Here is a 23,423-nt window from a genome sequence, read left to right as displayed (position 1 = left end):
TATTAATTTCAAATTAGGAGGTAAGTTATGAGTGAAATTCCAGCAACAATGAAAGCAGCATTATGGTATGCACCTTTAGATGTAAGATTTGTAGATGTTCCGGTACCGGAGATCGATGATAAAGGGGTATTGATCAAAACAAAGGTTACCCTGACATGCGGAACCGATGTAAAAACATATAAGCGAGGATATCCGGGAGAAAAACCGGGTGCTACATTTGGCCATGAAGTTGCGGGAGAAATTGTAAAAGTAGGAAAAGATGTAGAAGGATTTAAAGTGGGAGACAGGGTAGTTACCCATAATACGGCGCCGTGCGGAAGCTGTTATTACTGTAAGATCGGCCGGAATGACGGGGAATGTGAGTCTCTGGTGCGCATCAAAGGCGGACATTCTCAGTATGTGGCAGTGCCGGACCAGATTGTGAAAACAAACCTGTTCCATGTCCCGGATCAGGTTCCGTATAAGGCAGCTGCATTGGTAGAGCCATTTTCCTGTGCTGTCTACGGTGCCGATATGACTCCGGTACATTTTGGTGACTATGTGGTTATCCTGGGGGCAGGCCCTATCGGACTGATGATTGCCATGCTCATGAAGAAAAAGGGAGCAAAAGTGATCCATGCAGACTTTAGTGCAAAACGTTTGGAAGTCAGCAAATCTCTGGGGACAGATATTGTGTTTGACCTGACCGGTGTGGAAGATCCGGTGAAAGAAATCCGGGCACTGACACCGGACGGACGAGGTGCAGACTCAGCGATTGATGCTTCCGGACAGCCGGCTGCATGGGAAAATGCAATTAATATTGTCCGCAAAGCAGGATTTGTCAATCTGTTTGGAGGATGCAAAGCAGGTACAACCATTACCGTCGACACACATAGAATTCACTACGATGGGGTGACATTGACAGGATTCTATCACACAACTCCAAGACATGTGCAGATGGCGGCTGATATGATCATCAATGGCGAAATTCCTGTAGATACTTTTGTAACGGGTGAATACCCATGGGAACAGCTCATTGAGGCGGTGGAAGCCCATGGAAGACAGGAAGGAATTAAAAATGCCATCAATTGGGACTGATTATTGGGAGGTGAAAAATGTCTGAAACATTAAACAAAGCAAAATCAGAAGTTGTGCGTGCCTGCAAAATTATTTCCGGTAATGGATATGTACTTGGTACAGCAGGAAATGTCTCATCCATTGTGGAAGGAGAGAATTTGTTTGTCATCACGCCGTCCAGCTATCCGTATAACATTATGGAAGAAAAGGATCTGGTTGTGGCAGACCTGGACGGAAATATTGTAGAGGGGGATAAAAAACCGTCCATTGAATTTACCATGCATCGGGGAATTTATCGGGAGAGAAAAGATGTAAAAGCCATTGTACACTCTCATTCACCATATGCCACTGCGGCAGCCAGTGTTGAAGGGATTAATATGATCCCGGCGGTGGATATTGAAGCGGCCTTTGGACTCGGCGGAGATGTGGATATCGCCGGGTTTGCCCCTCCGGGGAGCCCAGAACTTGCAGAGTTTGCACGAGCAGCCATAGGAGAAAAAGGCGGCGTACTGCTGTCAAACCACGGAGCCATCGGTGTGGGAAAAAATATGGATGAGGCACTGCTGGCCAGCGATAATATTGAAAGAAACTGCAGATTGTATTTAAGCATCAGGGCTGCAGGAAAAGTAAAAACAATGCCGGAAGAATTTATGGATTTTTCATCTTCTGTTTTTAAAGAAGTAAGCGGCATAAAACAGTAACATAGCAGATGGGTTTGGACTTCGGATCAAAAGTCCAGGCCCTTATCACTTCTAGGAAAAGGAAAGGGGTGAAGAACGGAAATGATGAAAAAGGTTTTTGTTATAGAAGGTGAGGCTCGAAACAAAGAAGAGGCATTAAGGCTTACATTCCAGAAGCTTTATGAGGAAGGTCTCGTAAAAGAAAGTTTTTATGAGGGATGTGTTGAGAGGGAGAAACAGTTTCCCACGGGACTGGATACACCGGTTCCAGTGGCAATTCCCCATACGGACTCTGTCCATGTAATATCTCCTGCGGTGTGTGTACTGAGACTTAAAAAACCGGTTGCTTTCTCTTTAATGGAGGATGATTCCAGACAGGCCGAGGCAGAATTTGTGTTTAATATGGCATTAAAATCTAATGATGATCAGCTGGGAATGCTGAATAAGATTATCGGGACTGTCCAGGATGAGAAACTGTTAAAAGATGCAAAAACAATGTCCTGCAGCAGTCTGGAGAACGAACTTCAGAGAAAATGGACAGATCAGGAAAGGAGAAGCAATGGATAACTTTACATTTTACAGTCCCACGAAATTTTGTTTTGGAAAAAATGCAGAGGATAATTTGGGAGAACTGCTTGACTGGATCGGTTCAAGAAAGGTCATGATTTTTCATATGAGCGGTCCGGAACTAAGGTCAGGTATTCTCGACCGGGTGAAAGAAACGCTTGCAAAAGGACAGATTGAATTTGTAGAAGCAGGCGGTGTAAAGGCAAATCCCAGGCTTGATTATACCTTGAAATGTATAGAAACAGCAAAAGAAGAAAAAGTGGACTCGGTTCTTGCTATCGGCGGAGGAAGCTGTATTGATACGGCCAAAGCCACTGCAGCAGGGGCGCTGTGCGGGGATGATTTTTGGGAGCACTTCCAAAAAAATATTCCGTTTGAAAAGGCACTCCCCATTGGGGCCATTGTAACGATTGCGGCATCCGGGAGCGAGGGCTCCGAGGCATGTCTGTTAAAAGACGAGGAACATAATATAAAAGTAGGACTGCACAGCGAAGTATTTCGTCCTGCCTATGCTATAGAGAATCCGGAGCTGACGTTCAGTCTGCCCAAATATCAGACGGCGTGCGGGATTACAGACATTATGATGCATGTGATCGAACGCTATTTTACCAATACAAAGGGGACGGAACTTACGGATCAGCTGAGCGAGGGTGTCTTGCGGACGATGATAAAATATGGTCCGGTAGTGATGGAGAGACCGGACCACTATGAAGCAAGGGCAGAAATTATGTGGGCTGGGGTCATTGCTCACAACGGGATCTGCGGCGTGGGACGTGAGATCGATTTAGCCAGCCACATGATACAGGACGTGATCGGCGGGCTGTATGATTCCGCTCATGGAGCGGGCCTTGCAACCATCGCACCTGCATGGATGCGGTATGTATATAAACATGATATACCGAGGTTTGTACGTTTTGCAACAGAAGTGTGGAGAGTACCAAATGACCCCTTTGACCAGGAAGCAGTGGCTTTAGAGGGAATCCGGAGAACAAAAGAATTTTTTAAATCACTTGGAATGCCTGTGACCCTTCATGAACTTGGCGTCTGTGAGGAGGATATGGACTTTCTCTGCAAAAACCGGTGCGCCGGACATTTTGTAGAACTTCACGAAGAAGATATCCGGAAAGTGTATGAGCTGGCAAAATAATATGAAAGCATTAAAAAGAATCAGTGAAAAACCAAACGATATGGTGCTTATGGACCTTCCGGAACCCCGGCTGCCGGGAGACGACTGGTTAAAAGTGAAGGTGTCCTATGCAGGGATCTGCGGATCAGATATCAAAATGTTCCACATGGATTGTTCTGTCCCTGACAGCAAACTGAGGCCTCCTGTGATTCCGGGACATGAGTTCAGCGGGATTGTGTGGGAAAAGGGCAGTGCCGTTCACCATGTGGAGGTTGGTGACAGAGTTGTCTGTCATACGATGGTAAAACCTTGTGGGAGATGTGAATACTGTCTGACCGGAAACTGGGGACTCTGCAGAGAAAGAAAAGGCATTGGATCTGATATAAACGGCGCATTTGCAGAATTCCTTGTTTGTCCCGCGAAAAATGCCATAAAGATTCCGGAGGAGCTGCCTCTGGATACGGCTGCCCTTACGGAGCCTCTGGCATGTTCTGTAAGAATTGTCGAAGAAATAGGAAAGATCAGGAGAGGAGAAAAAGCAGTAATTTTTGGTCCCGGACCCATCGGCGCCTGCTGTGCAATGACAGTCAGGGCAAATGGGGCGGTCCCTGTGATCGTCGGAACGAAACATTCCAGACACAGAATGGAAGTTTTGCAGGACTACGGGATCCAATGTTTTATCAATGATGAGAAACTGCCGAAAAATATATTAGATTATTTCGGCGGATACGCGGATATGGCGGTTGATGCGGTAGGGAAAGAAGCTGTTTTTCAAAGAACTTTTCATGTGGTGAAAAAGCTGGGAAGGATTGTGGTCGGAGCTATTGATGAATCAAGCACAGGCTACTCTGTCAATATGACAAAAGTTTTTGGCAGCCAGATTAAAGTTCTTCCGTCCTGTTCCTCCACTCCAAAAGGATGGCATGAAGCTTTAAACTTGTTAAGCGAACATCAAGACGAATTTAAAAAGTTCATCAGCGGCAGCTATCCTCTGGAACAATGGGACAGAGCATTCCAAAAAGCGGAAAGCAGGAATGGATTTAAAATCATGCTGAGGCCATAAAGACTTTCTATCTGTGTGCAGTTATTATATAATAATAAACAACGAAAACACACAGAAGGGAGAGATTATGAACAGACTGATCAATGCGATGGTAGCCTGTGGAAGCGGGATTGCAACTTCAACGGTTGCGGCAGGCAATATTCAGGAAATATTTGACGAACTGGGGGTGAGAGTTCAGCTTACAAAATGCTCCATTTCAGATATACCGGCCAATTCCGACGGTATGGACATTATTTTTGTTACGAACAATTACCGGGGAGAAGTCCCTTGTCCAATCATCAATGTTACTTCATTTATAACAGGGATAAAGAGGGATAAGACAGTAGAGAAAATCAAAGAAACAATACTCGACATTCTAAAAAATTAAAATGCGGAATAGAAGGAAACATAAAAAAGAAGCATATCACAGCAAAGCGATATGCTTCTTTTTTATTGACATATTATAAAATTAAGTATATTATATATCATATAGTATTGATAAAAAAACAATATGATATCAGGGTCAAAAGATATTTTGACCACAATATTATGATATGGGAGCGTGTCTATGGTATTTAATACAGGAGCTGCTTTGCTGGACGCCATTGTCCTCGCAGTAGTCTCAAAAGAAGAAGAAGGGTCCTATGGGTATAAGATTACCCAGGATGTACGAAGAGTCCTGGATGTATCAGAGTCCACTTTGTATCCCGTGCTGCGCAGACTCAGAAATGAAGGCTGCCTGGAAGTATACGACAGGCAGTGCGACGGAAGGAACCGCAGGTACTATAAAGTGACCAGTCAGGGTATGATCCAGCTGAACTTGTATAAGACAGAGTGGAAATCTTACTCATTTAAGATTACGAAAATATTTGAAGGAGGAGCAGTCCATGAGTAGAAAAGAATTTCTGGACCAACTGGCATATTTGCTTCAGGACATTGCGCCGGAAGAACGGGATGATGCAATTGGATATTATGTGGATTATTTTGAGGAGGCAGGGCCGGAACGTGAACAGCAGGTGATCGAGGAATTAGGGAGCCCTGAAAAAGTTGCCGCTATGATCCGGGATTCACTGAACGGGACGACCGGGGAAGAAGAATATACAGAAAACGGATATCACAACCAGAGATATGATGAGAACACGAAGATGCCTGAGAAGGCAAAGAAAGAATCGGGATTTCATTTCAAAGGAAACCGGGACCGGAATCTCATTCTTATTGTGTTGATCGTTGTGGGCACGGTGGTGCTCGGTCTTCCTCTGATCGGTGTGATCGGAGGAACAGCCGTCGGAATTGTCGGTATATTTTTCGGGTTCATATCCGGGGTTGCCGGAATCAGTGTGGGGCTCCTGGCAGGAGGCTTCGGTGTATTCGCCGCCGGAATCGTAAAGATGTTCACACAGCTTCCCACAGGATTTATGATGTGCGGCGGCGGTTTGATCATGATGGCAGTGGGACTCTTGTTTAGTGTACTTTTTGTCTGGATCCTCGTAACAGTATTTCCGCCTTTGATCAGAGGAGTCGTGAATTTGATCCGGAGGCTGTTTCATAAAGGGGGAGAAGAAGCATGAAAAAATTTTATAAGGTCTGTCTGATCATCTGTCTGTTATTTACAGTTGCAGGAGCAGGCTGCATTATCGCAGCGGCGGCGATGGGATTTTCCTTTACGGATACTTATCACTATGTGAGAGATAAAGTAAATGGCTACTCAGGCAGATATGAGGATGAGGAGGCAGAGCGGCTGGAATTTCCGAAAGACAAAGTAAAGAAGATAACAATAAAGGTAGGCAGCAGGGATCTGTCCATTGTCAGAGGAGAAGGAAGTCAGATCGTGCTCACTACAAAAGGAAGCCGCAAACTGTTTCAATCTCAGCTAAAAGAGGGCCTCAATGAGCTGACGATCCGGTCAAAATCTTCGGTTCACCGTCCCTTTTTCTTTGATTATGGATATGAACAGGCAGTTTTGAGCATACCAAAAGATGTAAACCTGGATGATTTCAGTCTGGATGTGGGGAGCGGAGATTTTGTATCAGAGGAATTGAAATCCAAAAGAATGAGGATTCAGTGCGGAAGTGGAGACATCAAATTGTCCGGAATCAAGTCTGATAATATTGATATTCAGTGCGGAAGCGGGAATATAGAGGCGGACATATGGGACAGCAGGGTTAATTACAGGTATAATATTAATGTGGGAAGTGGAGACGTAGTCTTTGACGGACACGAACTGGAACACAGCAATAAAGAAGGAACCTGGGGAAATGGGACCAAATTTATTGATGTTCAATGCGGAAGCGGAGACATTAACATAGACTTTTTGAACAATATTTAAGGAGGAGATTTTCATGAGCAGTAAACGATTATATAAATCAAGAGAGGACAAAATGGTCTGCGGCGTCTGCGGAGGAATTGCAGAATATTTTGATGTGGACCCGACCTTGGTACGATTGGGCGCCGTACTGTTGGGATGCTCAGGAACCGGAATCTTGGTTTACATTGTGGCGGCAGTCATCATACCCGAGAGAAGGTATTAAAAATAGTAATTGCATCCGTTGTCAAAGCTATGATATAATATTATCCGAAAAAGACCAAGTCAAAAGGCTTGGTCTTATATTTTGACAAAGAGGAGAAATCATATGAAAACACCAATTTTGATCGCCATGATTGCCTACATGGCAATGGTTGTGTACATCGGAGTGATTTACAGCAAGAAGAATAAGACTTCTGAAGACTATTTTCTGGGAGGAAGAGGACTCGGTCCCTGGGTTACGGCAATGAGCGCCGAGGCTTCTGACATGAGCAGCTGGCTGTTGATGGGACTTCCGGGACTGGCTTATGCATCCGGCTTCAGCCAGGCGGGATGGACTGCCATCGGCCTGATCTTAGGAACCTATTTGAACTGGAAGATCGTTGCAAAACGTCTCCGCCGCTATACGCAAGTTTCCAACAACTCTATCACGGTTCCCGACTTTTTCAGCAACCGATTCAAAGATGAGAAGAAGATCTTAATGTTTGTCTCATCCATCATGATCCTGATCTGTTTTACGGTCTATACAGCATCCGGATTTGCTGCCTGCGGAACTCTGTTTAACTCAGTATTCGGGCTCAATTACCAGGCAAGCATGATCGCCTGCGCGGCAGTTATCGTTATCTATACATCGATCGGCGGATTCCTTGCCGCCAGCACCACAGACCTGATCCAGGGGCTTTTGATGTCCTTTGCGATCGTCACAGTCCTGATCGTGGGTGTCGCGGCTGTGGGCGGCGTTGGAAATATTGTAGAACACGGAAAGACTATGGAAGGCTTCTTTGATGTTATGAAATATCATGATCCGGCCACCGGACATGCCGTATCCCAAGGCATAATCCCCATCCTTTCAGGGCTTGCATGGGGACTCGGATACTTCGGTGTCCCACATATCCTTGTACGTTTTATGGCCATCAAGAACGTTAATGAGATCAAAAAATCCAGAAGGATCGCTATGGTTTGGGTATTGATTTCACTGACGGTAGCTGTGTGCATCGGATTTACCGGAGCGGCTCTTTATCCGAACGTAGCGGAGCTTGCAGGCAGCGGAAATCAGAGAATTTTTATCTATATGACAATGCACCTGTTTAAGGGAATTATTCCTTTGCTCTTTGCGGGTATTATCTTGTCAGGAATTCTGGCAGCGACCATGAGTACATCAGACTCCCAGCTGTTGATCGCTTCTTCCTGTGTATCGAAAAATATGTATGAGGGATTCTTTAAAAGAAAAGCATCTGAGAAAAAAATCCTGATTATTTCCAGGGTTACTACGGTCGTCATCGCTGCCATCGGAGTTATCATTGCACTGGATGAAAACAGCTCAGTATTTAAGCTGGTGGAAAATGCCTGGGCAGGATTTGGCGGAGCGTTTGGCCCGCTGATCTTATTTGCTCTGTTCTGGAAGCGGACCAATTTAAAGGGAGCAGTTGCAGGAATGGTCAGCGGCGGTGTCATCGCCCTTGTCTGGCCGTATACGTTTGCGAAGCTGGGCGGAATTTTTGAGATTTACTGTCTGCTGCCTGCATTTATCGTGTCTTCTCTGCTGATCATCGTTGTCAGTCTCCTGACAGAAGAACCGACCAAAGAAATGCAGGAAGAATTTGAAGAAGCAAGAAAGCCTCTTTAAAGTTTGAAATTTATGCGTTATGATATGGATATGGTAAGTTTTACATAAAGAAAGGGGAAGCACAGTATGTTAAATGAAAAAGTAGCAGAATTGATGAACGATCAGATCAATAAGGAGTTTTATTCTTCCTATCTGTATTTAGATATGTCCAACTACTATGTGGACAAAAATCTGGACGGATTTGCCAACTGGTTTAAGATTCAGGCACAGGAAGAAAGAGACCATGCGATTTTATTTATGGAGTATCTCCAGGCAAATAGCTGCAAAGTAACACTGGAGGCAGTGGCAAAACCGGATAAGAGATTTGAAGAACCGGCGGACCCGCTCAAAGCAGCATTGGAGCATGAGCAGTATGTTACGTCTCTGATCAACAATATTTATGATGCGGCATATCAGTGCAAGGACTTCAGGAGTATGCAGTTCCTGGACTGGTTTGTGAAAGAGCAGATGGAAGAGGAGAACAATACGGATTCCCTCGTTCAAAAATTTGAAATGTTTGGGACTGATCCGAAAGGCTTATATATGCTGGACGCAGAGCTTCAGACAAGAGTCTATGCCGCTCCGTCAATGACGGTATTATAATTTTATAAAATTTTCCGGGATTGCCTTCTTTTTAGGCAATCCTTTTTTTGGCGTTCATGACTCTGATCTCATAATATAAATAAAAGCTGTTCTGCACATTCTATGGATGTTCACATAAACTGATATTATCAGAATTGAAAGGAGATAATTCGTTGGAAAAATACAATCAGCAGAGATGCTCATGCGGACAGCCGGCACCATATGAGATGGACCGAACATGCGGTTATAATTCAAAAATGAAAAGAAATGGTAATTACGGTCACCGCCATGACGGCGTGGATTCCATGGCACTGGCAATGGCATATGTGCCGTGGCAGCATTGGGATCAGATCTATTGCCCTGAAGAGGGATTGGCATGCGGTACCATTTTCCCGGAACTTAACAAACCATTTTATGGGAAAGCGGGGTGCAGACGATGAATAAATATGATCAGGAAAAATTATTGAGATATATTGATGCAGTCAGCTTTGCCTTGATCGATACGACACTGTACCTGGATACCCATCCGGATGACCAGGAGGCAATCAGTCACTTTAATCAGTACCAGTGTGCCAGAAATAAGGCTGTTAAAGAGTATTCCCAATACTTTGAGCCATTAACCATTGATTCTGCAGAGATCACTGACACATTCACCTGGGCAACCACGAAATGGCCTTGGCAGAAGGAGGGATGTTAGACTATGTGGAATTATGAGAAACGTTTGGAATATAAAGTCAACATCAAAAAATGTGATCCGATGCTTGCGAAAGTCATCATCACTCAATACGGCGGACCGAATGGTGAGCTGGGCGCATCCATGAGATATCTTTCACAGAGATTTGCGATGCCGTATAAAGAAGTATGCGGCGTGCTAACAGATGTTGGAACAGAAGAACTTGCCCATCTGGAAATGGTTTGTTCTATTGTTCATCAGCTCACACGTGATTTGACTCCTGAACAAATTCAGGCGGCTGGGTTTGACCAGTACTATGTCGATCACACAACCGGTGTTTGGCCTCAGGCAGCCAGCGGAGAACCTTTTAAAGCAGATTTCTTCCAGTCTGTCGGAGATCCGATCACCGATTTGAATGAAGATTTGGCAGCTGAGCAGAAAGCCAGAACGACGTATGACAACCTGCTTCGTCTGATTAAAGACCCGGATGTCAGAGATCCGATCGCTTTCCTGAGAGAACGGGAAATCGTGCATTATCAGAGATTCGGTGAGGCCCTGAGAAGAGTACAGGATCATCTCGATTCTAAAAACTTCTATGCTTTCAACCCGGCTTTCGACTGTAAAACAAAATAAAACGCATTTTCTCGTTTTAAACGGCAGGACCTTTGTTCTGCCGTTTTTCTTTTTCGTGGATTTTTAGAAAATTTTCTATATTATAAATGGTCTTTTCATTTATAAAGTGTTCAATTTTTTCCACCTGTTCCAGTTCGTCTTCACTTTCATTGATCATGCACAGAAAACGGTTCAGGATATCATGCCGGAATAAAAGATAATCCCCGGCTTTTCTGCCTTTGTCGGTGAGCCGGATATATCCGTATTTTTCAGATAAGAGATATCCCAGACCCTTTAAATTTTTTACCATTTTTGAAGCAGAGGAAGGCTTGACATGGAGCATGTGGGCCAGCTGGTTTACCCTGACGACTTCTTCTGTCAGGAGCAGGCGGCAGATCATTTCCAGATAATCTTCCATGGAGGCCGTCATATTGTGGGCTTCTCCGTTCTGATATCCTTTTAGTGTATAAAATCCTTCTCTTTTTTCCATGAGCCGCTTCCTTTTCCTAAAAATATTGTAACGCTTTCTTTTGTCCCTCAATATAATAGCATTGAGAAATAAAGTTTCCCTATCCTAATAGATATTAAGGAGTGAATCATTTTATGAGTCAGAATTGCAGTTTAAATGAATTAAATCCGGGTGAAACGGCAGTGGTAAAAGAACTTAAAACCAGGGGGAGCATCCGCAGGAGGCTTCTGGACATTGGACTGGTGAAGGACACGAAGATAGAATGCGTCGGGAAGAGCCCGGCAGGAGACCCGGCAGCTTTTTTGATCAGAGGTGCGGTAATCGCGATACGTTCTGAAGATATGAAAGATATCGTAGTGAGAATTTAAAACAGGAGGATACAATGCGATGGGACTGACCAGTCATTCCACCGGAATGAAATCTGTAGATTCGGGGCTGAACGTAAAAAAGCAGAATTCAAAGGACAAAGTTGTTGCCATAGCGGGGAATCCCAATGTAGGGAAAAGTACGGTGTTCAATAATTTGACGGGAATGAGACAGCACACAGGGAACTGGCCGGGAAAGACAGTGGCAAATGCACAGGGGTACTGCAGAACAGAGAATAATTCCTATGTTATGGTCGATATACCCGGGACCTATTCCCTGCTGGCACATTCTGCGGAAGAAGAAGTAGCCAGGAATTTTATTTGTTTTGAAAAACCAGATGCGGTCATTGTCGTATGTGATGCCTGCTGTCTGGAGAGAAATCTGAACCTGGTTCTCCAGACTATGGAGATCACAGACCGGGTAGTCGTCTGTGTAAACCTGATGGATGAGGCAGAAAAGAAAGGGATTACCATTGATGTTCGGGCAATCTCAGAAAAACTGGGAGTACCGGTGGTTGCAGCGGCTGCCAGAAGCGGAGAGGGTCTTGCGGAACTGATGCAGGCTGTCGATGCCGTTGCCGACGGGCGGTGGAATCAAAAGCCGTTAAAAACAGAGTATGATTTTTATCTGGAGAAAGCACTAAAAAGTCTAGAACCAGCGATGAATCAAAAGGTATCGGATAAGTTTCCTGTCAGGTGGTCTGCGCTTATGCTTCTGGAATCAGATCCTGCCCTGTTGATGGAAATGGAGCAGCAGCTGGGAACCGGGCTCAGGGAAGATCCGGATGTGAATCAGGCTGTTAAAAAAGCAGAGCAGATTCTTTCAGAAGAGGGGAAAGAGGAGCTTGAAGACAGGATTGTCTCAGGGCTTGTAAAAACAGCTCAGGACATCTGCGGCAATACAGTTTTATTCGGGACAAAAGATTATATCAAAAGGGACCGGAAGCTGGATGATATTCTGACCAGCAGGAAAACCGGATATCCGGTGATGATCGGACTTTTGGCCGTAGTGCTGTGGGTTACGATCGTTGGAGCTAACTACCCTTCAGAACTGCTGTCAAAGGCTCTGTTTTGGGCGGAAGACCGCCTTGCCGGGCTGTTTCTTAAGGCGGGACTGCCTGCATGGCTTTGCAGCATGCTGTTCTCAGGAGTTTACCGGGTTTTAGCCTGGGTTGTTTCCGTCATGCTGCCGCCGATGGCGATTTTTTTTCCTCTGTTTACACTTCTGGAAGACGCCGGCTATCTTCCGAGAGTCGCATATAATCTGGACCGGTCCTTTAAGAGATGCTGCACATGCGGAAAACAGGCACTGACTATGTGCATGGGCTTTGGATGCAATGCCGCAGGGATCGTCGGATGCCGTATCATTGATTCGCCCAGGGAAAGGCTTATAGCGATCCTCACAAACTCATTTGTACCATGCAACGGCAGATTTCCCACTCTGATCCTTATGATTACCCTGTTTTTTGTAGGGACAGGAGACGGACTGCCCGCCTCCATCGGCTCGGCGGTGCTGCTGACGCTGCTGATTCTGATGGGTGTATTTATGACCCTTGCAGTTTCAAAATTGCTGTCAAAAACAGTTCTGAAAGGGATGCCGGCATCTTTTACACTGGAACTTCCGCCGTTTCGCAGACCGCAGATCGGGAAAGTCATTGTAAGATCAATTTTTGACCGGACTTTATTTGTCCTGGGCCGTGCGGCGGCTGTGGCAGCACCGGCAGGGCTGCTGATCTGGATTCTGGCCAATGTTTCAATAGGGGGAACAACCCTGCTTTGCGGATTTACAGAGATGCTGGACCCGTTCGCGAGGATGATCGGACTGGACGGAGTGATCCTGGCTGCATTTATCCTTGGATTTCCGGCCAATGAAATTGTCGTGCCGGTGATGATCATGGCATATTTGTCCCAGGGGATGCTGACAGAAACCGGAAGTGTGGAGACGATCCGTCAGCTACTGGTACATAATGGCTGGACACAGACGACGGCTCTGTGTATGATGCTGTTTTCCCTGATGCACTGGCCGTGTTCCACGACACTCCTCACCATTAAAAAGGAGACAGGAAGCCTCAAATGGACGCTTGCCGCTTTTCTGCTTCCCACCATAGCCGGCTGTCTGTGCTGCTTTTTCGTAAAGATGATGTCACAGCTGATCTGTTAAAATAAATGCCTGTCTATGTTACAATAAAGATAACAAGGAAAACAAAAGACAATGCAGAAGGAGGGCAGGCAATATGAAGAAGAGTGATATTGGATTCAAACTGATCATGACAGTGGTCTGGGGATTTGCGGGATGGGCTGTATGGTGCCTGGGTTCTATGATTCGCATAGCAGCTGCACCATACAGCTTTTTCCGCTTCTTTGATTATCTGATTGCCGGAGCTTTTATTTTGGCTGTTTTAACAGTCTGGTCGGAAAAATTAAAGAAGATGATCGCAAATCCAAACATTAAAATGCTTTCCGTCAATGGGGTCAAGCCCTCTAAAGAGACCATAAGAAATGGTACTTATCCTTTGAATGTCTATATTTATGCAGTGACACTCAAGAGCAATAAGAAAAAGAATGTAAAGAAACTTGTGGACTGGATGCTGTCTGAACAAGGGCAGTATATTATTGATAAAACAGGATATGTCCCAATAAAATAAAAATATTTGTCTCACAGGCTATTTCTTTGTTGCTTCATTGGCTGATACTTGTTACGATACTGTTATCTTAGCGAAAAAGAAAGAAGTATGGGAAAGATGAGGGGAATATGAACATCATTATCGTAGGCTGCGGAAAAGTCGGCCGTTCTCTGGTAGAACAGTTAAGCAGCGAGAATCATGATATATCCATTGTAGATCCGAAGGCATACGTCGTCCAGTCTATGGTAGACATGTATGATGTCTTTGGAATTGTGGGAAACGGGGCAAGCTATAATGTTTTAACGGAAGTCGGAGTGGAAGAGGCCGATCTTTTAATTGCGGTGACAAATTCAGATGAATTAAACCTGCTGTGCTGCCTGATTGCTAAAAAAGCCGGAAAATGTGCCACCATCGCAAGAGTCAGCAATCCGGTTTATTTTGATGAGATCAACTTTATAAAAGAAGAGATGGGGATTTCCATGATCATTAATCCGGAGCTTGCAGCCGCTTCTGAGATGTCCAGAATTTTAAGGATTCCCACGGCCATGGAGATCAACTCCTTCGCAAAAGGGAAAGTTGAGCTGTTAAAATTTGTCCTGAGAACGAGTTCCATTCTAAATGGGATGCGAATAAAAGAAATAGGCGAGAGAATGCGCGGTGAGGTTCTCGTCTGTGCTGTGGAACGGCAGAATGACGTTTTCATTCCTTCCGGGGATTTTGTTTTACAGGAAAACGACAGGATTTCGATTGTGGCTTCTCCAGGGAGTGCCAGCAGCTTTTTTCAGAAAATAGGTGTTCAGATGAACCCTGTCAGGAATGTCATGATCGTAGGAGGAAGCAAAACAGCATATTATCTTTCCAAAAAGCTGCTCAAAATGGGCATATCAGTAAAAATCATAGATAAGGACTTTGACCGGTGTGAGGAACTGAGCGTACTGCTTCCCAAAGCGGTTATCATCCACGGAAACGGAAGTGACCAGGAAGTCCTGCTGGAAGAGGGACTCCTGGAGACAGATGCCTTTGTGGCACTGACAAACTTTGACGAGGAGAATGTGTTTTTATCCCTCTTTGTAAAAGGGCAGACACCTGCGAAGCTGATTACAAAGGTGAAACGTGTCAGTTATAATCATATTATCGACGGCCTTGACCTGGGAAGCCTTATTTATCCGGAATATATCACGGCTCAGTATATCGTTCAGTATGTCAGGGCAAAACAGAATTCTATCGGGAGCAATATAGAGAATTTGTATAAGATTGTGGACGGAAAGGCAGAGGCCCTGGAGTTTCATATTGAAGAACATGCACCGGTCATCGGTATTCCGCTCCAGACACTGCCGCTGAGGGACCAGATCCTGATCTGCAGTATTAACCGGAACGGAACGGTGAAAATTCCAACAGGACAGGATATGATCCGGGTGGGTGACACCGTAATCGTTGTGACCACCAAGACAGGTCTGCACGATATCAGTGATATACTGAAAAAAGAATCGAGATGATTGGAGAAAAAAGAAAATGAATTACGCTGTTATCCGATACATATTAGGATTGGTCATCCTGTTTGAGGGGGCTTTTCTGTCACTGCCGTGCATGGTAGCCCTGATTTACAGGGAAGCCAGAGGCATTCCTTTCTTTGCAGTCATGCTCCTGTGCTTCTTTGTTGGATTTTTACTGAGCCATAAGAAACCCCAAAATATGCAGTACTATGCTAAAGAGGGATTTGTGGCCGTTGCATTGAGCTGGATTCTGCTGAGTTTTTTCGGGTGTCTTCCTTTTGTATTTAATGGAGATATCCCATCTTTTACTGATGCAATGTTTGAGATGATTTCCGGATTCACCACCACGGGAGCCAGTATTTTGTCCGATGTCGAAGTACTGGCAAAGTGCAGTCTGTTCTGGAGAAGCTTCAGCCACTGGATCGGGGGTATGGGGGTACTCGTATTTATTCTGGCAATCCTCCCCATGGGAGGAGGACAAAATCTGCACCTGATGAAAGCGGAGAGCCCTGGCCCGTCCGTGGGAAAGCTGGTGCCGAAAGTAAGGCAGACCGCCAAGATCCTCTATGGAATCTATTGTTTTATGACGCTGATAGAGATTATTCTGCTTATGTTTGGAGGACTTCCTCTGTTTGATTCCATGCTGCTCTCTTTCGGAAGTGCCGGTACCGGAGGCTTTTCTATTCTTAACTCCGGATTTGCCGACTATTCTCCCTATATTCAATATACGGTGACAGTCTTTATGATTTTGTTCGGTATAAATTTTAATGTTTACTATTTTATTCTGATCCGTAAGTTTAAAGACGCGTGGAAGTTTGAAGAATTGAAATACTATCTGTTTGTCATTGCGGCTGCTGTCCTGTGTATTACCTACAATATCAGGGATCTGTTTCCAACCCTGGAATCTGCATTCCGCCATGCCTCCTTTCAGGTAGGTTCCATTATTACGACTACCGGATATTCCTCCGTGGACTTTAATGTCTGGCCGGAATTTTCCAAGGTGATTCTGGTTATGCTGATGTTCATTGGAGCCTGTGCCGGAAGCACCGGGGGAGGGATCAAAGTCTCCAGGGTGATCCTGATGCTGAAGACGGTTAAAAAAGAAATGTATTTTTACATACACCCGAGAAGTATCCGGAAAATTAAATTCAACCAGCATGTAGTCGAGCATGAGGTGATACGTTCTATTAATATTTTCTTGATCACCTATATGATGATCCTGGCATTTTCCACACTTCTGATCGCTTTGGACGGATTTGACCTGATCACAGATTTTACTGCGGTCGCGGCGACTCTGAACAATATCGGACCGGGACTGGAGCTGGTGGGACCAACCAGCAATTTCGGAATGTTCTCTGATTTTTCAAAAGTGGTTCTGATGTTTGATATGCTGGCAGGAAGGCTTGAGCTGTTCCCGATGCTGGTACTCATAAGTCCCATTACATGGAGAGATACCAAGGTGTTTAAGAAGATTCCGAAGTACAGGAAGAATAGTCCGGGAGTATAGAAAGTGTGATCAGAACCTGGGACGGCAGATAAAAGAGCCACATTCCGTTCTGTGCAAAGGATAAAACCGGTTCCGGTACAGAAAAGGGAGCCGCAGAGGGAAGATTGGAAAGCCCTACGCAGAGATCACAGCAGAGAAATAATATGAGTCCTGCGCTAAACAATCTGTATGGAAGACTTATGTGGCGTAGGGCAAGGCTTTCTGCCGCATTAAAGAGTAACTGGGTGAAGTAAAAGACTCCGGCTGCCGTGAGAAGATTCCATATGTGGAGAATTCCTAAAAATACAAACATACATCCTGTGAGAAGAAAACGAATGGGCAGAAACGAAAGAAAGGCAAAGCCTCCGGCACGGAGGAGACGGCAGTAGTACAGCATCTGGACTCCGCAGAAACACAGGACACCGGCCGTATAATTTGTGTCAAGGACCAGGAGAAATGCATCCGCAGCGGCGGTCAGCCCCAGGGCGCATATTACCAGTATGCGGTCCTTTGTTTTGCCGAAGATGAAACCGAAGAAGAAGCACAGCAGGATGGAACAGTATTTCAGAATGGTGCTTAAAAGGGCTGAGGAAGATGTGAGATCCAGCATCAAAAAGAAAACATAAAGAATACATTCTGTTAAAACTAAAAGAAGTACAGCGGACCCTGCGGGGTCTGTTTTTTTCATTTTGCACCTTCCTTTCTGAAAACGCCATGGATTTTTTGCCTGTTTTATAGTATTCTTATTAAAATGAGAATTTATACAAGGAGGTTGATTATGAGTCGAGTATTTAAGTTCCACAATGATGTGGATACGGACCAGATTATAGCATCCCAGTATTTGCTGCTGCCGAATATTGAGGAAATGAAAGTATATGCCTTTGAGTCTATCGATCCGGATTTTTCAAAGAAGGTGCAGGAAGGCGACATCGTTGTGGCCGGGGAGAATTTTGGCTGCGGTTCCTCCAGAGAACAGGCGCCGAGTGTGTTAAAGGCCCTGGGAGTAAAAGCCATCGTTGCAAAATCCTTTGCCAGGATCTTTTACCGCAACGCCATCAACATCGGACTGCCGGTTGTTATAAGCCCGGATCTGTATGATAAAGTGAATCAGATGGATGAGATCGAACTGGATTTGACCGAAGGATTCATTAAAACAGAGGATGAGACTCTGCCCTGTACAAAACTTCCGCCTTACATGCAGAACATTTTGGACCACGGCGGATTGATCAACTTTTTGAATGAAGGCGAGGTGTAGGCTATGGGAATGACAATCGGAGAAAAGATTATAGCCAGAGCGGCCAGGGTGCCGGAAGTGAAAGCGGGAGAGATCCATACAGTGGAACTGGACCGCCTGATGAGTAATGACGGAACGACACATCTGACGATCGATATGTATCACAATGATTTAAAACATCCTAAAATTGCGGATAAGGACAAACTGGTTTTCATCATTGACCACAATATCCCTGCAGAGAATCCAAAAACTGCGGAGGCCCACAGGAAAATGAGGAACTTTGCCAGAGAACATGACATCGCCTTTTATGAAGGAAAGGGAGTCTGCCACCAGATTATGGTGGAGGATTATGTATGTCCTGGAGAGCTGATCATGGGAGCAGATTCCCATACCTGTACATACGGTGCCCTTGGCGCCTTCGGAACAGGAATCGGATGCACAGACTTTTTATACGGCATGGTCACGGGGACTTCCTGGGTCATGGTGCCTGAGACGATCCGCTTTGAGCTGACTGGAAAATTAAGAGAGGGCGTCTATGCCAGAGATCTGATCCTTTCCATCATCGGCATGGTGGGAGCCAACGGATGCAACTATAAGATCATGGAATTTGCAGGAGAAGGGGCACACAAATTAAGTATCAATGAACGTCTGGTATTGTGTAACCTTGCGGTGGAGGCAGGAGCTAAAACCGGAATCGTGGAGCCTGACGAAAAGGTTGTGGAATATGTAGAGTCCAGGGGCCGTAAGGCAGAAAACCTGTTTGTGAGCGATGAGGACGCCCGTTTTGAAAAGGTATACCATATTAATCTGGATGAGATAGAGCCGGTGGTTGCGAGACCACATTTAATTGATGATGTGGTGCCGGTGGAAGAAGCCGGAGACGTTAAAATAGACGAGGCATTCTTAGGTTCCTGCAACAACGGGCGGATCGATGAGCTGCGTCTGGCGGCTGAGATACTGAAAGGAAAGAAGGTTCATGAGGGCGTCAGATTCCTGATCGCGCCTGCTTCCAATGAGGTTTATGTGCAGGCGTTGGACGAAGGACTGATCGACATCTTTGTGGAAGCCGGAGCCATGGTCATGAACAGCAACTGCAGTGTGTGCTGGGGAAGCTGTCAGGGCGTGATCGGTGAAGGGGAAGTTTTGATCTCCACCGGTACCAGAAATTTCAAAGGACGTGCGGGACATCCGGATTCTTATGTCTATCTGGGATCTGCGGCGACCGTCACAGCGTCTGCCATCGCAGGGAAAATCGTGAAGAGATAAAGGAGTTTACATATGGAAAAATTTACAGGAAAAGTATGGGTGCTGGGCGATGATATCGATACGGATATCATCATTCCTACAGAGTATCTGGCGCTTCCGACCGTAGAAGACATGAAGCAGTACGGATTTTCTCCGCTGCGTCCGGAGCTGGCATCTCAGATAAAAGAAGGCGATATCATTGTGGCCGGAAAAAACTTTGGCTGCGGTTCCTCCAGAGAGCAGGCGCCGGAGATCATCAAGGCCCTGAAAATAAAATGTGTCATTGCCAAATCTTTTGCCCGCATTTTCTTCCGGAACTCTATTAACAATGGACTTCTGCTCATCGAAAATGACCAGATCCAGGAGAAAGTGAAAGAAGGAGATACTCTTGATGTAACGCTGGGCGAGTCTATTGTGCATGACAGCAGGGAGTATCCGATCCAGCCGCTGCCTCAGAATCTGATGGACATTATAGAAGCCGGAGGACTGGTGGAAGCAATGAAGAAAAGAAATGGGGTGAAATAGCATGGGAAATACGATCATCGAAAAGATAATTAAAAGAAACACAGGGGCGGAGTCGGTTTCTCCAGGTCAGATCGTGACTGTCAATGTAGACCGGGTAATGATCCATGATATTTTTATTCCGTTTGTGGCAGAAAAATTTGAGGAGATGGGATTTACAAAGCTGTGGGACCCGGACAAAGTAGTCTTGATTTATGATCATCTGGTTCCGGCCAGTGCGGTGGAAGATATCCGGCATTTTAAGATCGGTGATGCGTTTGTAAAGAAATACGGATTGAAAAACATTCACCGAAGCGATGGGATCTGTCATCAGCTCATGACAGAGTGCGGATATGCCAAACCGGGAGACATCGTATTTGGAACCGACTCACATACGACCACTTACGGATGCGTTGGCTGCTTTTCGTCAGGCATTGGGTACACAGAAATGGCATCAATTTTAGGAACCGGAGAAATGTGGGTCAGAGTACCGGAAACAATCAAGGTTGTCATCAATGGCAAACTTCCGGACAATGTATCTTCCAAAGACATTATTTTAAGGCTGATCGGTGATCTGGGAGCCGACGGGGCTACTTACAAGGCGCTGGAGTTTTCCGGAAGTACAGTGGAAGAGATGAGTGTGGCTTCCCGGATGACGATTTCCAATATGGCCATCGAGGCAGGGGCAAAGGCGGCCTTATTTGCGCCGGATGAGAAGACAGCAGAGTATTCCGAAGTTGAGCTTTCCGACGTGGATTGGATTTATGGAGATGAGGATGCAGAGTATTGCAGAACGGTTGTCTATAAGGCAGAAGATCTGGTTCCGGTGGTCGCATGTCCATCTCAGGTGGATAAGATCAAACCGGTATCTGAGGTCGAAGGTACTGAACTTGACCAGGTATTCATCGGTTCCTGTACCAATGGAAGACTGGAAGATCTGAAAGCAGCGGCAGAAATCCTCGATGGGAGAAAGGTTGCTGATTTTGTAAAGCTGATCGTGACCCCTGCCAGCAGGAAGATTTATATGGAGGCATCGAAAGCCGGGTATCTTAAAATTCTTGCCAAGGCAGGAGCCATTATCACCCAGCCGGGATGCGGACTCTGCTGCGGAAGAGCCGGAGGAATCCTCACCGACGGGGAGAAGATCTTGGCTACGAATAACAGGAATTTTCTTGGAAGAATGGGGACGTCCAAGGTCGAGATCTATCTTGGGTCACCAAAAACGGCGGCGGCGTCTGCTGTGGCTGGGAAGATCATGGCGGCTGAGTAGATAAAGCTCACAGAAACGTAAGCTTTATTTACAGATAAAATTCATAGATTCATTGGGTAATAATATTATAGCTCCTGCAAAGACAGAAGGAATACAAAATTCTGGCTTTGCAGGAGCTCTTTTGTAAAAAAGATCAATAGATAAGCAGTCCGACAATCCCCGTAAACACAATTACAAATACAGGAGGTTTTTTAAACTTCCTAAGCAGAAGCACAGCGGCTACGAGCAGAATGGCCGCAGGCAGCTGGAAAGATGAGAGGACGACATGTTCATCCGTGCCAAACAGGGTAAGCAGCAGGATGGAAAAAGCAGCCGAAAGGACAAGCCCTAAGGAAGAAGCTTTCAGGCCGTCCAGCACAGCGGACATATAGGATGAATCACTTTTTTTCTGGAAAAACCGGTATAGAAGGATGGAGATGGTAAATCCGCAGATCACACATCCCACAGTCGCCACAACTGCCCCGGGGATTCCGGCTACCCGGATTCCCACGAAGGAGGAAGTGTTGACTGCGATAGGGCCGGGCGTCATCTGTGAGATCGTAATGATATCGGTAAATTCCTGACCGGTGAGCCAATGTTTTGCAAGTACGACCTGTTCTTTGATCATCGGGAGGATCGCATAGCCTCCGCCGATGCTGAACAGACCGATTTTAAAGAAGGTGCTGAATAAACGAACAAGATTTAAGAGCATGTCTGGCACCTCCTTTTTTCATGGAGCCATACTTTCAACAGGCAGAGGACGGAACATAAGATTAAAATCAGCATGGCATTGATGTGGAAGGCGAGGTTGGATAAAAAAGCAGCAGGAACCATGAGGGTAAGAAAAAGAGATTTCTTTTTCAAAATCATGCGGCACATATCAGTGATATAGTCGACGATCAGTGCCGCGGCTCCTGCCTGCATGCCAAGGAGAACGGCGGATACGATATGACTGCTCCTGAAAGACTGATATCCAGCGGAAATGATGGAGAGCAGGATCAGCGGCGGCAGGATGGCCGCGATACAGCTTATGACGGCTCCCTTTAATTTGGCTATCCGGTATCCTGTGAGAGCCGAAAGATTAATTGCAATGGCTCCCGGAGAAGACTGGGCAATCGCTGCGATATCAAAAAGCTCTTCCTCAGATAAAACATGACGGTTTGTCACAAAATGTTTTTTTAACATGGGAACGACCACGTAGCCGCCGCCAAAAGTAAAAGCACTGACGATCAAATTGACCCGGAACAGCCAGGCATATTGTTTTAGTATATCTTTATTCATTACGGATTTCCCCCTTTTTTAACAGTATACGTTTTTTTTATATATAAAGAAAATTATATTATTTTATAGATATCATGTTAAAATAGTAATGATAGGAGGGAAAGTTATGACCATAAGGCGTTTATATATTTTTAAAACAGTATGCGAGGAAGGAAGTGTCACCGGGGCTGCGAAGAAGCTCTATATGACCCAGCCGGCAGTATCCCATGTAATCCATGAACTGGAAGAAGAACTTGGCACTGTGCTGTTTGACCGTATATCAAAGAAAGTCTTTTTAAACCAGACGGGGAAGTTATTATTAAAAAAGACAGTCCGCATCCTGGAGCTGTATGAGGATCTGGAAAAAGGAGTCTACGATCTGGAGAAACAGGCCGTACTCCGTGTCGGGGCCAGCATCACCATATCAAGCTTCTGGCTGCCCGGGGCTATGAAACGATTTAAAGATTCATATCCCGGGACGCCGGTCAGCGTTCAGGTATGCAAGGCTTCGGATGTCCTTTCCATGCTCCATAAGAATGAGATTGATCTGGCACTGATCGAGGGTGCTGTCTCAGACAGTACACTGGACAGCACAGCCTTTTCTTCGTTTTGTCTGTATGCTTTTTGTTCTCCGGGCCATCCATGGGCAGATGTTAAGGATATTGAACTTGAAAGACTTCTGGAACAGCCGCTTCTGCTTCGTGAAAAGGGAAGTGCGACCAGGGATGTGCTGGACAGCGTCCTGCTTTTGCATGATCTGAAGGCCGAGCCTTTTTGGACCAGTGTAAACTCTCAGGTTTTGATCCGGGCGGCAGAGGAAGGCCTTGGAATCACCGTGCTGCCGGAACGCCTTGCGGCAGAGGAAGTCTCAAAAGGGAAATTAAAGAAAATAGAAATCAGGGGCATAGAGCTTAAGAACGAGAATCATATCGTTGTCCATAAGGATAAGTACCGCACAGGGCCCATGAAAGAATTTATCAGTATATTGCTTGAGAGAAATGAAAATATAAGTGATTTGTGATACAATGGAAA

29 protein-coding genes are annotated in these 23,423 nt (G+C 45.5%); 25 read left to right on the top strand and 4 right to left on the bottom strand.

Going from position 1 to position 23,423, the window contains the following annotated elements:
- Positions 1-27: 27 nt before the first annotated feature.
- The 15 genes from DWV34_RS13075 to DWV34_RS13005 all read left to right on the top strand — a co-directional run bounded on the left by DWV34_RS13075 (position 28) and on the right by DWV34_RS13005 (position 10,486).
- Positions 28-1,077 (top strand): alcohol dehydrogenase catalytic domain-containing protein, encoded by a 1,050-nt coding sequence (locus DWV34_RS13075; protein ID WP_006568780.1) that lies wholly within the window; start codon positions 28-30, stop codon positions 1,075-1,077.
- Between the two features lie 17 nt (positions 1,078-1,094).
- Complete coding sequence (locus DWV34_RS13070; RefSeq protein ID WP_118476435.1) at positions 1,095-1,757, top strand: class II aldolase/adducin family protein; 663 nt, start codon at positions 1,095-1,097, stop codon at positions 1,755-1,757.
- 81 nt (positions 1,758-1,838) lie between these two features.
- Positions 1,839-2,303, top strand: coding sequence for a PTS sugar transporter subunit IIA (locus DWV34_RS13065; protein ID WP_009288810.1), 465 nt, complete (start codon positions 1,839-1,841; stop codon positions 2,301-2,303).
- Positions 2,296-3,450, top strand: coding sequence for an iron-containing alcohol dehydrogenase (locus tag DWV34_RS13060; protein WP_118476433.1), 1,155 nt, complete (start codon positions 2,296-2,298; stop codon positions 3,448-3,450). The genes DWV34_RS13065 and DWV34_RS13060 overlap by 8 nt, the downstream gene beginning before the upstream one ends.
- A 1-nt stretch (position 3,451) precedes the next feature.
- On the top strand, positions 3,452-4,492 hold the full coding sequence (locus DWV34_RS13055; protein WP_158565689.1) for a zinc-dependent alcohol dehydrogenase: 1,041 nt from the start codon (positions 3,452-3,454) through the stop codon (positions 4,490-4,492).
- A gap of 67 nt (positions 4,493-4,559) precedes the next feature.
- Positions 4,560-4,859, top strand: coding sequence for a PTS sugar transporter subunit IIB (locus DWV34_RS13050; RefSeq protein WP_009288807.1), 300 nt, complete (start codon positions 4,560-4,562; stop codon positions 4,857-4,859).
- Between the two features lie 180 nt (positions 4,860-5,039).
- Entirely contained in the window at positions 5,040-5,366 is a 327-nt protein-coding gene (locus DWV34_RS13045) for a PadR family transcriptional regulator (protein ID WP_009288806.1), read from the top strand.
- Positions 5,359-6,039 carry a DUF1700 domain-containing protein gene (locus tag DWV34_RS13040; RefSeq protein WP_009288805.1) on the top strand — a complete coding sequence of 227 codons (681 nt, stop codon included), beginning with the start codon at positions 5,359-5,361 and terminating at the stop codon, positions 6,037-6,039. Before DWV34_RS13045 ends, DWV34_RS13040 begins: the two co-directional genes overlap by 8 nt.
- Positions 6,036-6,797 (top strand): DUF4097 family beta strand repeat-containing protein, encoded by a 762-nt coding sequence (locus DWV34_RS13035; protein ID WP_118476429.1) that lies wholly within the window; start codon positions 6,036-6,038, stop codon positions 6,795-6,797. Before DWV34_RS13040 ends, DWV34_RS13035 begins: the two co-directional genes overlap by 4 nt.
- 13 nt (positions 6,798-6,810) lie before the next feature.
- The gene (locus DWV34_RS13030; RefSeq protein ID WP_006568789.1) at positions 6,811-6,999 is read left to right on the top strand and encodes a PspC domain-containing protein; all 189 of its coding nucleotides are present in this window, start codon (positions 6,811-6,813) and stop codon (positions 6,997-6,999) included.
- A gap of 102 nt (positions 7,000-7,101) precedes the next feature.
- The gene (gene putP, locus DWV34_RS13025) at positions 7,102-8,619 is read left to right on the top strand and encodes a sodium/proline symporter PutP (protein WP_009288802.1); all 1,518 of its coding nucleotides are present in this window, start codon (positions 7,102-7,104) and stop codon (positions 8,617-8,619) included.
- 66 nt (positions 8,620-8,685) lie between these two features.
- On the top strand, positions 8,686-9,201 hold the full coding sequence (locus tag DWV34_RS13020) for a ferritin (RefSeq protein WP_009288801.1): 516 nt from the start codon (positions 8,686-8,688) through the stop codon (positions 9,199-9,201).
- 152 nt (positions 9,202-9,353) lie between these two features.
- Positions 9,354-9,620, top strand: a complete 267-nt coding sequence (locus tag DWV34_RS13015; RefSeq protein ID WP_022260865.1) for a spore coat associated protein CotJA — start codon at positions 9,354-9,356, stop codon at positions 9,618-9,620.
- The gene (locus DWV34_RS13010) at positions 9,617-9,877 is read left to right on the top strand and encodes a spore coat protein CotJB (protein ID WP_006568793.1); all 261 of its coding nucleotides are present in this window, start codon (positions 9,617-9,619) and stop codon (positions 9,875-9,877) included. Before DWV34_RS13015 ends, DWV34_RS13010 begins: the two co-directional genes overlap by 4 nt.
- Before the next feature lie 3 nt (positions 9,878-9,880).
- A complete protein-coding gene (locus tag DWV34_RS13005; protein ID WP_006568794.1) occupies positions 9,881-10,486 on the top strand; it encodes a manganese catalase family protein in 606 nt (201 codons plus the stop codon).
- 16 nt (positions 10,487-10,502) lie between these two features.
- Here the strand turns inward: DWV34_RS13005 and DWV34_RS13000 are convergent, their stop codons facing one another.
- Entirely contained in the window at positions 10,503-10,955 is a 453-nt protein-coding gene (locus DWV34_RS13000; protein ID WP_009288798.1) for a metal-dependent transcriptional regulator, read from the bottom strand.
- Between the two features lie 113 nt (positions 10,956-11,068).
- Between DWV34_RS13000 and DWV34_RS12995 the strand changes: the two genes are divergently transcribed.
- From DWV34_RS12995 to DWV34_RS12975, 5 genes are all read left to right on the top strand, one after another.
- The gene (locus DWV34_RS12995; protein ID WP_006568796.1) at positions 11,069-11,302 is read left to right on the top strand and encodes a FeoA family protein; all 234 of its coding nucleotides are present in this window, start codon (positions 11,069-11,071) and stop codon (positions 11,300-11,302) included.
- Positions 11,303-11,321: 19 nt separating this feature from the next.
- On the top strand, positions 11,322-13,460 hold the full coding sequence (gene feoB / locus DWV34_RS12990) for a ferrous iron transport protein B (RefSeq protein ID WP_009288797.1): 2,139 nt from the start codon (positions 11,322-11,324) through the stop codon (positions 13,458-13,460).
- Between the two features lie 73 nt (positions 13,461-13,533).
- The gene (locus DWV34_RS12985; RefSeq protein ID WP_009288796.1) at positions 13,534-13,944 is read left to right on the top strand and encodes an extracellular solute-binding protein; all 411 of its coding nucleotides are present in this window, start codon (positions 13,534-13,536) and stop codon (positions 13,942-13,944) included.
- 107 nt (positions 13,945-14,051) lie between these two features.
- Complete coding sequence (trkA, locus tag DWV34_RS12980) at positions 14,052-15,419, top strand: Trk system potassium transporter TrkA (RefSeq protein ID WP_006568799.1); 1,368 nt, start codon at positions 14,052-14,054, stop codon at positions 15,417-15,419.
- 16 nt (positions 15,420-15,435) lie between these two features.
- Positions 15,436-16,923: a TrkH family potassium uptake protein gene (locus DWV34_RS12975; RefSeq protein ID WP_006568800.1), complete on the top strand. Its 1,488-nt coding sequence runs from the start codon at positions 15,436-15,438 to the stop codon at positions 16,921-16,923.
- Here DWV34_RS12975 and DWV34_RS12970 read toward each other — a convergent pair.
- Positions 16,880-17,590, bottom strand: a complete 711-nt coding sequence (locus DWV34_RS12970) for a lysoplasmalogenase family protein (protein ID WP_118476427.1) — start codon at positions 17,588-17,590, stop codon at positions 16,880-16,882. The genes DWV34_RS12975 and DWV34_RS12970 overlap by 44 nt on opposite strands.
- 90 nt (positions 17,591-17,680) lie before the next feature.
- On the opposite strand from DWV34_RS12970, the gene DWV34_RS12965 reads away from it, so the two are divergent.
- The 4 genes from DWV34_RS12965 to DWV34_RS12950 are packed head-to-tail and all read left to right on the top strand — an operon-like array spanning position 17,681 to position 21,152.
- Complete coding sequence (locus tag DWV34_RS12965) at positions 17,681-18,157, top strand: 3-isopropylmalate dehydratase small subunit (protein ID WP_006568803.1); 477 nt, start codon at positions 17,681-17,683, stop codon at positions 18,155-18,157.
- 3 nt (positions 18,158-18,160) lie between these two features.
- Complete coding sequence (locus tag DWV34_RS12960) at positions 18,161-19,402, top strand: 3-isopropylmalate dehydratase large subunit (RefSeq protein WP_009288794.1); 1,242 nt, start codon at positions 18,161-18,163, stop codon at positions 19,400-19,402.
- 12 nt (positions 19,403-19,414) lie between these two features.
- Entirely contained in the window at positions 19,415-19,906 is a 492-nt protein-coding gene (locus DWV34_RS12955) for a LeuD/DmdB family oxidoreductase small subunit (RefSeq protein WP_009288793.1), read from the top strand.
- A gap of 1 nt (position 19,907) precedes the next feature.
- Positions 19,908-21,152 (top strand): 3-isopropylmalate dehydratase large subunit, encoded by a 1,245-nt coding sequence (locus tag DWV34_RS12950; RefSeq protein WP_022260864.1) that lies wholly within the window; start codon positions 19,908-19,910, stop codon positions 21,150-21,152.
- A 133-nt stretch (positions 21,153-21,285) separates the two neighbouring features.
- On the opposite strand, the gene DWV34_RS12945 is transcribed toward DWV34_RS12950, so the two are convergent.
- Together DWV34_RS12945 and DWV34_RS12940 are read right to left on the bottom strand one after the other, a co-directional pair.
- A complete protein-coding gene (locus DWV34_RS12945) occupies positions 21,286-21,843 on the bottom strand; it encodes a chromate transporter (protein WP_009288791.1) in 558 nt (185 codons plus the stop codon).
- The gene (locus DWV34_RS12940; RefSeq protein ID WP_009288790.1) at positions 21,834-22,412 is read right to left on the bottom strand and encodes a chromate transporter; all 579 of its coding nucleotides are present in this window, start codon (positions 22,410-22,412) and stop codon (positions 21,834-21,836) included. The genes DWV34_RS12945 and DWV34_RS12940 overlap by 10 nt, the downstream gene beginning before the upstream one ends.
- A 106-nt stretch (positions 22,413-22,518) precedes the next feature.
- Here DWV34_RS12940 and DWV34_RS12935 point away from each other — a divergent pair, with 106 nt between their 5' ends.
- Complete coding sequence (locus tag DWV34_RS12935; RefSeq protein ID WP_009288789.1) at positions 22,519-23,412, top strand: LysR family transcriptional regulator; 894 nt, start codon at positions 22,519-22,521, stop codon at positions 23,410-23,412.
- Positions 23,413-23,423: the final 11 nt, after the last annotated feature.

The sequence above is a fragment of the Anaerostipes sp. AF04-45 genome (assembly GCF_003461725.1).
Taxonomy (GTDB): Bacteria; Bacillota; Clostridia; order Lachnospirales; family Lachnospiraceae; genus Anaerostipes; species Anaerostipes caccae.
The sequence above is the reverse complement of the archived record's forward strand: the minus strand, read 5'-3'. Positions and strand labels throughout refer to the sequence as shown.